We start from the raw sequence: 12,164 nt of genomic DNA on the forward strand, positions 1-12,164 counted from the left end.
CATCAAACGGCGGAAAGGAAGGAAGCCCAGGGCGCATCAAACTGAGACGAAAGGCCAGAAATATGCACCCGGACATGGAAGCCTATCTGTGGATCACGGTGAAAGCCTTCGGTTTCGCGCTGATCGGCATCTACGCGACGCGAATTGGATTATATTTCTATGAGTTAGCTAAATGGGGCGTTTGAGAAACCCAGCGCTTCTGGCCCTGCCCTGAGCGACGGTCCCACGTTTAGTCCCACACTCAGCGCCGGCTGGTCGGCCGAAGGGGCGCGCCGCCGATTCTCAGGATAGGCGAAGCCGGGCGGGAGCCGTCCCTATGCGCTGGGGCCTCGTCCCCTCCTAGTGGAGAAGCCGCTTTCTACAAGGCAGCGGTCGAGAAGTTCCCGCTCCATACCCGCGAGCCGCGTCGCGACCATGCCTCGCTGACCGTCGTCCATGTGTCGCCGATGGAGGTTGCGCGAGATGACGAACGCCAGCGAGTCAGAGCCGTCAAAGCGCGGCAGACGTCCACCGACTGCGGGCGCAGCCTCCCAAGCCGGGCCCTTTCTCGCGCACAACCATCCGTGCGCGACAAATTCGCTCAGTCCTTTTTTGGGGGGAACGGCTCTAGCGGGCTGAAGGTTTGCCAAATGAAAGGCATTTGCAGACGGAGGAGCAGATGCGGCCCAATAACGATAATCTAATGTCATCGCCGCATGAGAAATTCCCCGCGCTCGTTCTGGCCGAGCTCGGCAGGTCGCTGCGCGTCTCATTGAAGGCGGCGCTTTCCGAGCCCCTTCCCAGGAATATGGGGTTACTGCTTTTGCGGTTGGCTTTAGTGGAGGTTATGCGGCACGCCGCAGAGGAAGAAGCTCATGAAGCTTGTCGCGATATAACACCTGAGCAGAGGGGCACTCGCGGTCGCCCATGATCGATAGCCTTCGCCGGCCCCAAGTCCGCGGCGAGCCCAACGCGGTAAGTAACGCCAGATGGGGGCAAAAAAAGCGCCCGACCTGGGAGTGCGGGCGCGGGCAGTAAGGAGAAGTTGAGAGATCAACTCTGGATCCTCGAACAATGTTCCCAGTGTCCTTTTTCGACCAAAGCCGCGACCTTTTGGGCGCTTGCCCCTCCACTGTCGTTAAGCAATCGTAAAGGCGGCCCTAGACCCCAGGGTCACGCCACTTAGCTGGGGCGCACGGTCCCCGGCGCGTGATACGCCCACGCCCGGGGATTTCTTTGCACGATGCCCCAATTGCTTCGCTTGCTCGAATCGTAACCACACGATTTAGCTTGGCTATCTGGGGGTGATCAGGGCAGCGGATCATGGACGAACCGAAGAAGAGCACGCGCGGCTTTGCCTCCATGTCTCCGGAGAAGCGGCGGGAGATCGCGCGCAAGGGAGGTCTAGCCGTGCCGGCCGAGAAGCGTAGCTTTTCGCAGGATCCAGCATTGGCTTCGAAGGCGGGTAAGAAAGGCGGCCAATCGGTGAATCCTGCCAAGCGCTCGTTTTCACGAAACCCCGTGCTCGCGTCCGAAGGTGGCGCGAAGGGTGGACAGGACCTCGCATGCGAGCCGGCAAAAGAGTGAAGGCTAATCCACGGTTTTGTTTTGAGCCTCGGATGACGGGGCGGCAAGCACGTGCAGCGCGACGAGCTCGAAACCAAAACGGGCCGCCTGGCCAGAGGCGACCCGTTCCAGGCTGACGGCTATGAGTGTGCGGCGTCAGCTTATGTGCGCTGATGATCTGCACAGACAATCTGCAAATCAAGCGTAGCCGCAATCGCATTTGCCTGACGCTGCGACCAACCCGCGCGCGACATTGTGAGGGATTGCGGGCCGCGTCACTCGGGGTGATTTTCCCCGCATGTTCATCCGGGCTCCAATCCTCGATGCGCTCGTGCTCTCAGTCCTCGTCGCCGAGTTGGTGAGCGCGGCTGTGCGGCTGGCCGGGGGCTAGAGCGGCCGCCCCCATCCCTATCGCCCGATACTGACCCCAGTCCGGCCGGACGTCCTCGGGCCTGGCGCCGCAAGCCGTGCAGCGCAGCCGCAGGCGGAGCGACGGGACCTCTACCTCTCCAGGCAGCCCCGAGACGTCGACGCTCTCCCGCCGGCCGCAGGCACAGGACACGTCGACCGCGCTCATGCCGAGGCTGCGGAGGTTGCCGAGATCCATGGCGGGGCCGGTGTAGCGGGAGGTCACTGTGGCAATCGCGTCCTTGTCGGGTGAATCGCCAGGATGTAGGGTCCGCCCAAGATAGGCATTCGTAATCTGTTCCGATGCCGGCTGGATCATCGAGGGGACACGAAGGCCATGCTTATTTCGCGAGAAAGGGAGAAGCTCATACAAGCCATCGTTTTCTTTGTGCAGAACACAAAGAAATGCGGCAAGGTGAAGCTTTTCAAGCTATTGTATTTCTTAGACTTTGAGCACTTCAAGGCAACCGGCCGAAGCGTGACCGGGTTGGATTATTTCGCCTGGAAAATGGGCCCGGTACCCGTTTCGCTGTTTGATGAGATCGAGACTCCGCAGCCCGACATGGCCGAAGCGCTCCATTTTGAGGAGCGAGCAATTCGCAACGGCCAGCATGTAATGCTCGTCATAAAGCCTCATGCACTATTTTCCGACCGTCATTTTTCACGCCGCGAGCTTGAGCTAATGAGATCTCTTGCCGCCGAGTATCGCGACGCAGAAGCTGATGACATGGTCGAAGCAACGCATTTGGAGAACACCCCGTGGGACAGGGTTTTTGTCCAGGAGGGGCGTCGTCAGCAGCTTATTCCATACGAATTGGCGGTTAGGCCGGACGAACGTGAAGCGGTGCTGCACGTGGCAAACGAACGGGCCGAGCTCATTGAGAAGTTGACGTGAATCCCGGTTCGATATTTTTTGACGAAGAATTTGCCTTTCACGATGGGGAGACCGGCGAAAAGCTCTTTGTCGTCCTGGGAACGATTAACTCTATCTCGATCGTCGTTAAAACGACGTCTAAACAGCACGGCAGAGGTATTGAATTCGGATGCCAACCAAAGGATAGGTTTCATAACTTCTTTCTACCCCCAGGGTGCTGCTATCTGAAAACTCAAACCTGGGTTTGTCTGAATGAATTCTACGAGATCAACGCATCGATCGCGTTGCAAAAGCGCTTTTCTGGCAAAATCAAACCGGTGTGCACGCTCGAAGACTCCCTGATCCGGGCAATTCAAGATTGTGCAGCCTTGAGTGCTGACATATCAAGCTTTCAAGCCTCAGCAATTAAGGCTTGCCTAGTTTAAAGCAAAAACGCCCCGCCGTTACGTCCACGGTCGGGGCGTTTCTGTGGTCGGCGGGCCCGCCGAATTGTGCGGGAGCTACGCCGCTGATTCGGAGCGCGCAAGCTTACGGCGCATACGCTGGGGCCTATGCGTGATCATACCAGCCGCGGCAGCTCCAAGGTGGCCGGACGCAACGACGAGCGCGGCGAAGCTCACGTTCTTGGAATAACGATAGACAGGCGTTGATCCGCCAGACTTTCTTTACGTCTGGATAAAGGGGCAAGTCGGCAGCTCGGATGATAACGGTAGAACCGTCGTCGGCTTCGAAAACTGCAAGGTCAACCATAGGAGATCCTTTCTGCTGTGGCGCCTCACGACGCTACAGAGTGAAGGGTGCAATGATTGGGCTTTATGCACAAGCACCTCCTGGGATGTTCCCACTACCTTTAGGGACGTGCTCGCGCCATATGCGGGCTTCGAGCCGCGCCGATTGCTCAGCCGCGTCCCGCCGCTTCTTCGCCGCCGCCCAAGCCGTCGAGAGGCATTGCGACCAGCTCCACCCCAGCGTCAGGCGACGCCCGTCGCGATAGCGGCGATGGGCGTCTCGCATGATGGCGGCGCGGTCGTGGCGTGCTCCCATGGTCGCCTCCGAAACATGGCCGCCTCTACGGCCGTGACGAGCATCAATGCTCGGGCAAGTAGGCCCGACAGAAACGCCATCAGATGCACGCCTCGCGGTTCGCCGCGCCGGAAATGTTCGGCGAGATAGGCCGCTTTGGTCTTGGCCCCCTCGATCGTGCTGACAGGGTGAGCCAAGACGGCGCCCAACGTCTCAACCTCTGCGGCGTCGAGATATTCCCATTCGGCCCGGAGCGCGGCAAAGTGCGGATCAGTTTCGGAAACCCGGTCCTCGAAATCGCACATCTCATTGAAGCGGACGTAAATGTCCCGGTGCTTAGCTATTAGGCCCGCGAGCCCCTCTTGCGTGGCGGCGCTGCGCAAGGCTGGAAAGACGACGGCGGCTGGACCAGCGGCGATGAACAGGCGGCGAGAGGTCGTAGTCATTTGCATGCTCCTCGATTGCGAGCGGATTAAGCAACCCACGCGGCGCGACGGCCGTCGGCGCGGGCATGGGTGAAGGATGAGGCGGTGCGGTTCGCAGCGTCAGCGATGGCGGCCTCGCGAGCGTTGGGGCCGAAGAACAGGCTGGCAGATCCGAATTGACGGAAAGCCGGGCGAGGATCCTGGACCGCGGCACGGACAGGCTCGGGCGCCGGTAGGTCCGCGACGCAAGAGCCCACCGGCAAGCCAATGTTGAAGGACATCCGTTCGACAGCGTCGCGGGCAATCCGCCATTCACGGGCCAGCGCCTTGGCGAAGATCAGCCGATAAGCGCATTTGCCGGCGGCGACGGCCTTGCGCGCGACGCGGTGGGCGGCAGTCATCATGGCCGAGAGGTCAAATGCGGAGCGCACGGGCAGTCTCCTACAGGCAAGCCGAGGGCTTTCGCCGAGAACAAAGTGTTCGGCAGCTGTTTTATGGCTAGCGATTTACGATAAAGCTATCTATAATAGCTGCATCGACCCGAGTCAATCGCTATTCGCTACGAATAGCGAATTTAGATATAAATGAGAGGAAACATTTCGTATGATTACGGCTGCGCAATGCCGAGCGGCGCGGGCCTTGCTCGACTGGTCTCAGCAGCATTTGGCTGAGGCCGCCAAGATCGGGAACGCGACGATAAGGAATTTTGAAGGAGGTAAGTCGGAGCCTCAATCCGCTACGCTGGACGTCTTAAAGCGCGCCCTTGAAACCGCCGGCGTCGAGTTCATCCCCGAGAACGGCGGCGGCCCGGGCGTGAGGCTACGCAAGGCAGCGGCAAGATGAGGCGCGCGAAGGTCACGCTTGCGCTGCTCTTGTCGCTCTCGGTCGCCGGATGCGGGGCGAACTATCACATTCGCCCAGATGGATCTTGCTCGACGCCCGGAGCGTCCCCGCTCGCCTCCAACTGTCCGGCGGCAGGCCGGGGGTGAGATTGAAAAAGCCCACAGGATGAGTTGGCATCCCGTCACTCCTGGGCAGCTATGCTATTAAGCGCCACGTGCCGCTTTTCTTCCGGTTGCTCATTTCAAAGGGCTTGCAACATGAAACGCTTTTTTGCCTTGGGTTTCTTCCTCTTGGGCGCCTGCGTGCACACTCAAGAGATGCCGCTCGCGCTAAATATGGTCCGCCTGGACACCCATGCCTCCGGGCTGCTCTTCGCTGGCCAGGCAACTTCACAGACAATGAAGCGAGCGGCCGAGGCGACCTTACAGCGGGGCTATACGCATTTCCGGCTTGATCAGGTCGGCATGGCGCAAGGGTCAGAAGTTTCCGGCGTCTACTCCACAGTCAACGGCTCGGCGTCGGGCTATACGATGGGGAACACTGCCTACGCATCTGGCTCGGCATCCGGATTTTCGACGCCGATACGCCGCCCGACCGCGGATGTCGGTGTGACGGTCATCATGTTTCACGCCGATGAACCCGGCGCGAAGAGCGCTTTCGACGCCGGGCAGGTGCTCCGGCAACAGGGCTAGACTTCCGGCGTTGAACTCAGTCCAGAGTAAGGCCCAGAACCGCCATTCACTAAGCAGTCGGGGCCGCTTAACAGCGATTTAGTTTGAAGTCTTTGCTTTCCGCTGGCCATGCTAAAGCAGAAAAATGATGATAGGTACGCCCTCTCCCATTGACCAAATTTCCCCCGACCACGGCGAGGCGCAAGCCCCAAGCGTGGAGCTGAGCTATTCGGCTTCCGACCACGTCAACGTGGCATTCTTCCAAAACGCGATTCCAATTATTCGAGGGATCAGCGTTACGAACAACCTGGCCGACGACCTCTCAGACGTGACGGTCTCTTTTTCCTCGGAGCCGCCGTTCATAGCGCCAAGGTTCGTCACGATCTCAAGGATTAGGTCTGGCAGCCAACACCACCTACCGGCTCCCGACCTCAAGCTAGATCAGACTTATCTGTCTGGACTGACGGCAAGCCGCCGCTCCGAGATCTTGGTCCGCATCCGCCGCGGAGAAGAAGTCCTCGTCGAGCTGTCAAAAGAGGTGAACCTCCTGCCGCCCGGTTTCTGGGGTGGTTCCCAATCCTCACCGGAGCTGCTGGCGGCTTTCGTCCGCCCGACCGATCCGAGTGTCGACGTCATTCTGCGCGACGCGGCCGAGAAGCTGAAGAAGTCCGGCAAGGAGACGGCCTTCGACGGCTACCGTTCAGGCAAGAAGGGCCGAGCGTGGGAAATGGCCGACGCCATCTGGGCGGCCATGGTCGGATACGCGATCACATACGTCTATCCGCCTGCTAGCTTCGAGAAGTTGGGGCAACTCATTCGTGGCCCATCGGAGATCCTAGATCGCAAGGTCGGAACATGCCTCGACCTCGCATTGACTTACGCATCGTGCCTGGAGCAAGCCGGACTGCATCCGGTGCTCGTCCTGACCGAGGGGCATGCCCTCGTCGGCGTCTGGCTAACCGACACCGACTTCAGCACGGTGGTCGTCGATGATCCGCAGATGCTGCGCAAGCGCATCCAACTCGACGAGCTCATCCTCGTCGAGTCGACCTACCTGACCGGCAATCCGCCCGGGCGCTTCAAGCAGGCAATCGCGCAAGGGCACACCCTGGTAGCCGAAGGGCTCGACGGGAAATTCGAAATCGCAATTGACGTCAATCGCGCCCGTCTCCACCAGATCCGACCGCTTGATCTCGGCGGCAACGCTCGACCCGTGCAGTCGCCGGATGTCGCCGAAGGAGCCGATTTCGGGCTCGAGGCTACGCCCATCTTCGAAGAGGATATCACGCCGCCGCCACCGGCCGCCACCGGCACTCAGGACCGGCTGGAGGTCTGGAAGGCGCGCCTGCTTGACCTATCGCTAAAGAACCGCCTCCTAAACTTCAAGGAAGGCAAGACCGCTATTCACATAGCCTGCTGCGACCTCGGCGGTCTCGAGGACCATCTCTCGTCGGGCAAAGCATTCAAGATCCGGCATAGGGTGTCAGTAGTAGGCGAAGACGGGCGCGACGTGGCGCTCCTTCGCGAGCGGCTGAAGGACGACGCCTATCGCATGTACATTGATGAGGCGATGAAACGCCTCGAGCTTCATGCGGACGTGACCGAGGACCAGCTCGACACCCGGCTGACCGAGCTCTACCGGGCAGCGCGCACAGCGTTCGAGGAGGGGGGATCGAACATCCTGTTCTTATCGGCGGGCTTCCTAAAGTGGACGCCGGCAGGTCGGGATTCAACCTACAAGGCACCGCTGCTTCTCATCCCCGTGCGCCTCGAACGCAAGAGCGTCCGATCGGGCTTCCAGCTCTTGCTGCATGAGGACGAAATCAGGTTCAACCCGACTCTGCTCCATATGCTCCGTCAAGACTTCCACATGGCCATCCCCGAGATTGAGACCGGGCTGCCCGTGGACGGTTCCGGTGTCGACGTTGCCAAAATCCTTCGCGCCATGAAGGATCGCGTGAAGGACGTCCGCGGCTGGGAGGTCACGGAAGAACTTGTGCTATCGACTGTCTCTTTCACAAAATATCTCATGTGGAAGGACCTTATTGATCGCACCGAGGAGCTCAAGCGCAATGATGTAGTCCGCCACCTGATCGACACTCCTAAATACGCCTACGAGAAGGGAGAACCGTTCATTTCGCCGCGTGAAATAGATCACGCTGTCGAACCAGCGCAGATCTTCATGCCGCTCTCAGCGGATTCCTCTCAGACGGCCGCGGTCGTGGCGGCCGCTCGCGGGAAGGACTTCGTCCTGTTCGGGCCGCCGGGGACCGGCAAGAGCCAGACGATCACAAACATGATCGCGACCTGCCTTGCACACGGTAGGACTGTTTTGTTTGTCTCCCAAAAGACTGCCGCCTTGGAGGTTGTGCAGCGGCGCCTCTCGGACATCGGGCTCGGCGGCTACTGCGTTGAGGTCCATTCTTCGAAGGCCCAAAAATCCAGAGTTGTTGAGCAGCTCAAAAATGCATGGAAAGAGCGGCAGGCCGCCACCGAGCAAGATTGGGTAGCCGCAAACGACGAGCTGAAAACGCGGCGGGACGAACTCAATGGTATGGTTTCGGCGCTGCACCGCCGACGCGAGAACGGCATGTCTGCCTTCGAGGCGTTCTCCAGGGTCGTAGCCGACCGCGACCGTTTCCCCGAAATCACTCTCGGTTGGCCTCGTACAACCCGGCATGGTGTCGGCGAACTCCAGAGGCTGCGGACGTGCGTGCAGTCTATCAAGATGGCCCTGCAGGCGATAGGCTCCAGCTATGGCCACGCGCTGTCGGGCATCAAACAGACTCGCTGGACGCCAGCATGGCGCGAAGACTTCCTGACGGCAGTCGAAGGCTACCGGGTCGCGTTGGAGCGGTTCCGCGGAGCCGCAGGCGCCCTCGGCGAAACTGTCGCCCTGCCTGCGGATTATTGGGATCAGGGCGGAATTATCCCGCTCGTCAACTTCGTCAAGGCCCTGACCGCTCCCGAAGCTTCGGATGGCGCCCTGCTTCTCGGCGAGAATCCGGAACGCCTTCTGCAGGCCATGGCGGCGGTGGAACGCCTTGTCGGAGAAGCATCCGCACTGCGACGCCGATTGAACGGCAATTACGACCCGAGAGTGCTAAAGGTCAACCTAGTCGAGCTGCAGAAGGAATGGACGGCCGCGGCGGCCTCCAACTTCCTCGTCCGGAGCGGGCGCAAGGAGAGTGTCCGGCTGAAGCTAAAGCCGTTCTGTGACGATGTCCCGGAAGATATCTCCTCCGATCTCGTCGTGCTCGAAAATCTAGCAGCATTCGCATTGAAGGCCGAAGACTATGGGACCATTCTCGGCGATTGCGCATTTTGGCGCGGGCTAAACACCGAAGTCTTCAAGTTCCCGGCGCTGAGCGAATGGCATGAGAAGACCCTTGCCCACATCACGAAGCTTACCTCACACACTGGACTGGATTTTTCTAGCATAAGGACGCACGCATATAACCTGCTCACCGCCTATGGCCACATCTTCATAGAAAGCGGTCCGGTGCGAACCGCTCTAGGGGGCTTCCGGGACGCGCACGCAGACCTGAATGCGGCCGCCGAAAAGCTCGCGGCCTTAGCCGGTTTGGCCCGCGAGGATCTGCTCGTGATCGGCCCGACCTGGATCGACGATTATCTACAGACAGCTTCCCGCTGGGTCGCTGGGATCGTCGACGCGCCCGCATGGTGCCGGTGGCGCGCCGCGGTCGCCGAGGCGGACGCGACGGGGTTGCAGCCGTTGGTCAAGGCGATCGACGAAGGCGAGATTGCGAGCGGCGAACTCGAAGCGGTATTCGAGTACTCTTACGCCGGATGGTGGGCCAATTGTGTCGCCAACGACGACGAAGTAGTGAGTTCCTTCCTCGTAGAGGATCACGAGAACAAGATCGAAGCCTTCGTCAAGGCCGACCAAAGGGTGGCCGAACTCTCCAAGCAGATCATCCGCGCCCGCATCAGCGGCGGCGTACCCAGCATGACCGGGTTCGGCAACGACCCAGAGTGGGGAACGCTGAGCCGCGAGATTCAGCGTACTAAGCTGCCGCTACGGCAGCTTTTCGACCAGATCCCAACGGTGCTGGCTAAGCTGGCGCCCTGTATGATGATGAGCCCGCTCTCGATCGCGCAGTACCTGCCGGCGGACGCGAAGCCGTTTGACGTCGTGATCGTGGACGAGGCCTCACAGATCCCTGTTTGGGACGCCGTAGGCGCCCTCGCCCGCGGCAACCAAGTCATCGTAGTCGGCGACCCGGAGCAGTTACCGCCGACGAATGTCGGGGAACGCGGCAACGAGGACGCCGACGACGACACGGTCGCTGACCTGCCGAGCATCTTGGATGAGTGCCTCGGGGCGAACATCCCCCACCTCGAGCTAACTTGGCACTATCGCAGCCGGCATGAAAGCCTAATTGCGTTTTCTAACGCCAAGTACTATCGCGGCCAATTGGTCACCTTCCCATCCGCGGTGACGAAGGACACAGCCGTAAGTTTCATTCACGTTCCGGACGGGACCTACGAGCGTGGCTCGGGGCGCGTGAACAGGAGAGAGGCGGAGATGCTTGTCTCCCACCTCCTCGAGCGACTCCGGACCTCGCCTCACTCGCTCGGCGTCGTTACCTTCAACTCCGAGCAGCAGCGCCTGATCGAGAACCTGCTCGATCAGGCGAGGATGGCGGACCCCACGCTCGAGCCCTTCTTCGATCCTGCGCGCAGCCGCGAGCCGGTGATTGTTAAGAACCTCGAGAACGTCCAGGGTGATGAGCGGGACGTTATCCTTTTCTCGGTCGCCGTCGGCCCGGACCGGGCTGGAGTGGTCAGGGCACAGATCAGTTCGCTAAATAAACAGGGTGGGCATAGACGCCTCAACGTCGCGGTTACCCGTGCCCGCCGGGAGCTGACGGTCTTCGCCTCGATGAAGCCGGCCCAGATCGACCTCGGGCGGACAAACGCGCGCGGTGTCCGGGACTTCAAGCACTTCCTCGAGTTCGCCGAACGCGGGCCGAAGGCCATGGCAGAGGCGTTTGAGATGACCGGACGCCCGACGGAATCGCCATTCGAGGACGCCGTCAAGGCAGCCCTAGAACGGAGGGGCTGGGAAGTCCACCCGCAGATCGGAGTGTCTTTCTTCCGCGTCGACCTTGGCATCGTCCACCCGGACGAGCCCGGGCGCTATCTCGCAGGCGTTGAATGCGACGGTGCCGCCTACCACAGCTCCGCGACGGCACGCGACCGAGACCGCCTACGGGAGATTGTGCTGAAGGACCTTGGTTGGAACATCCGCCGGATCTGGTCAACGGACTGGTGGATGAATCCGCACTTATCACTCGACCGCATCGACAATAAGCTTCGCGAAGATCTCGCCGCCGATCGCGAGCACAAAGCAGCTGAGGAAGCGGCCAGGCAGGTGGAACTCAATAAGCAGCAGCGGGAGCAAGAGGAATGGGCAGCAGCCGAAGCCGCAGAGGAACAACTTATCAATGCGGCCAGCCCAGCTAAGGACTCCCCGGAAGGGCACGAGCCCCAATGGAACATCTTGCCTGTCCCTCGCCAGACCGCGTCGGAGCAGCAGGCGCACGGTTCAGTGCCTAAAAATATTTATGCGGAGCCGCGCGCGCCGCAGCAGGGACCCGTGCAGATCGATTTCGCTCCGGGGATCTATCGAGTGGCAGATCTTCGCGAGATCGCGTCTCCGGATCAGGGCCGGTTCTACGATCCGGGTTATCGTGGGGTTTTGGCTGCAATGGCCGAGCATGTGATCCAGACCGAAGGGCCGGTGTTCAAGGAACTCGTCATAGCCCGCATCCGCGAGGCCCACGGGTTCCAGAGGGCGCGCGACCAAATCCGCGACATTATCACGAGGGCAATTGGCGACCGGTTCAACGTGACCGAAGAGTCTGACGGACGCATTGTGCTGTGGCCCCGCCATCTCTCACCACAGTCCATGGCACCTTGGCGTAGCTTGGGCGGACGGAGCCACGTCGACGTTCCCTTAGCCGAACTCGCCAGCCTAGCCGCGGCATGCGATGGAGGTGGGTTTGATGACGAGGAGATCGTCCGCGCAATGCAAGATCATTTCCAACTCGGCCGGCTGCGTGGTCCCACGCGAGATCGTTTCGAAGAAGCCGTCAAGCAAATGAGATTGGCATGCCTAAACTGATGTCGGCAAGAGAAGAGCACCTCCGAATTGCGAAGCCGCGGCATGGCCTGAACCCTCCCGCTTAGGGGAGCAGCATGCCAAGGGGCATCGCGGACTCGAATGTTAATTCCGCTGAGCCCTTGCTAGAGAGCCGAGGGCTTCGGAGGTTGGCGATGGGTGCGTCAGCTATATGGTCTCGCGATTTCCAGCGTGCTCATGGTGAGCGACCAGGGTGAAACGTCGCG

General features: G+C 60.5%; 9 protein-coding genes. 7 read left to right on the top strand and 2 right to left on the bottom strand.

The annotated features are described in order from the left end of the window. Window positions 1-62 precede the first annotated feature (62 nt). The 4 genes from ACPFMJ_RS06100 to ACPFMJ_RS06115 all read left to right on the top strand — a co-directional run bounded on the left by ACPFMJ_RS06100 (window position 63) and on the right by ACPFMJ_RS06115 (window position 3,252). On the top strand, window positions 63-185 hold the full coding sequence (locus tag ACPFMJ_RS06100; protein ID WP_424362947.1) for a hypothetical protein: 123 nt from the start codon (window positions 63-65) through the stop codon (window positions 183-185). A 1,117-nt stretch (window positions 186-1,302) separates the two neighbouring features. After that, on the top strand, window positions 1,303-1,566 hold the full coding sequence (locus tag ACPFMJ_RS06105; protein WP_424362948.1) for a general stress protein: 264 nt from the start codon (window positions 1,303-1,305) through the stop codon (window positions 1,564-1,566). Window positions 1,567-2,290: 724 nt separating this feature from the next. Next, complete coding sequence (locus ACPFMJ_RS06110) at window positions 2,291-2,848, top strand: Panacea domain-containing protein (protein ID WP_424362949.1); 558 nt, start codon at window positions 2,291-2,293, stop codon at window positions 2,846-2,848. Then, window positions 2,845-3,252, top strand: a complete 408-nt coding sequence (locus ACPFMJ_RS06115) for a hypothetical protein (protein WP_424362950.1) — start codon at window positions 2,845-2,847, stop codon at window positions 3,250-3,252. Before ACPFMJ_RS06110 ends, ACPFMJ_RS06115 begins: the two co-directional genes overlap by 4 nt. A 546-nt stretch (window positions 3,253-3,798) precedes the next feature. On the opposite strand, the gene ACPFMJ_RS06120 is transcribed toward ACPFMJ_RS06115, so the two are convergent. Continuing rightward, window positions 3,799-4,296, bottom strand: coding sequence for a hypothetical protein (locus ACPFMJ_RS06120; protein ID WP_424362951.1), 498 nt, complete (start codon window positions 4,294-4,296; stop codon window positions 3,799-3,801). Window positions 4,297-4,322: 26 nt separating this feature from the next. Continuing rightward, window positions 4,323-4,706: a hypothetical protein gene (locus ACPFMJ_RS06125; RefSeq protein WP_424362952.1), complete on the bottom strand. Its 384-nt coding sequence runs from the start codon at window positions 4,704-4,706 to the stop codon at window positions 4,323-4,325. Window positions 4,707-4,914: 208 nt separating this feature from the next. Between ACPFMJ_RS06125 and ACPFMJ_RS06130 the strand changes: the two genes are divergently transcribed. From ACPFMJ_RS06130 to ACPFMJ_RS06140, 3 genes are all read left to right on the top strand, one after another. Next, window positions 4,915-5,118 carry a helix-turn-helix domain-containing protein gene (locus ACPFMJ_RS06130; protein WP_424362953.1) on the top strand — a complete coding sequence of 68 codons (204 nt, stop codon included), beginning with the start codon at window positions 4,915-4,917 and terminating at the stop codon, window positions 5,116-5,118. Between the two features lie 257 nt (window positions 5,119-5,375). Continuing rightward, complete coding sequence (locus tag ACPFMJ_RS06135) at window positions 5,376-5,810, top strand: hypothetical protein (RefSeq protein ID WP_424362954.1); 435 nt, start codon at window positions 5,376-5,378, stop codon at window positions 5,808-5,810. Between the two features lie 124 nt (window positions 5,811-5,934). Then, window positions 5,935-11,940, top strand: coding sequence for a DUF3320 domain-containing protein (locus tag ACPFMJ_RS06140; RefSeq protein ID WP_424362955.1), 6,006 nt, complete (start codon window positions 5,935-5,937; stop codon window positions 11,938-11,940). Window positions 11,941-12,164: the final 224 nt, after the last annotated feature.

The organism is Methylocystis parvus, assembly GCF_049675845.1.
In the GTDB taxonomy this organism is placed as follows: Bacteria; Pseudomonadota; Alphaproteobacteria; order Rhizobiales; family Beijerinckiaceae; genus Methylocystis; species Methylocystis parvus_A.

Excerpts from the sequence above, each read along its gene's own strand:
- ACPFMJ_RS06100 (WP_424362947.1), top strand. The coding sequence starts at position 63 with ATGCACCCGGACATGGAAGCCTATCTGTGGATCACGGTGAAAGCCTTC.
- ACPFMJ_RS06105 (WP_424362948.1), top strand. The coding sequence starts at position 1,303 with ATGGACGAACCGAAGAAGAGCACGCGCGGCTTTGCCTCCATGTCTCCG.
- ACPFMJ_RS06110 (WP_424362949.1), top strand. The coding sequence starts at position 2,291 with ATGCTTATTTCGCGAGAAAGGGAGAAGCTCATACAAGCCATCGTTTTC.
- ACPFMJ_RS06120 (WP_424362951.1), bottom strand. The coding sequence starts at position 4,296 with ATGACTACGACCTCTCGCCGCCTGTTCATCGCCGCTGGTCCAGCCGCC.
- ACPFMJ_RS06135 (WP_424362954.1), top strand. The coding sequence starts at position 5,376 with ATGAAACGCTTTTTTGCCTTGGGTTTCTTCCTCTTGGGCGCCTGCGTG.
- ACPFMJ_RS06140 (WP_424362955.1), top strand. The coding sequence starts at position 5,935 with ATGATGATAGGTACGCCCTCTCCCATTGACCAAATTTCCCCCGACCAC.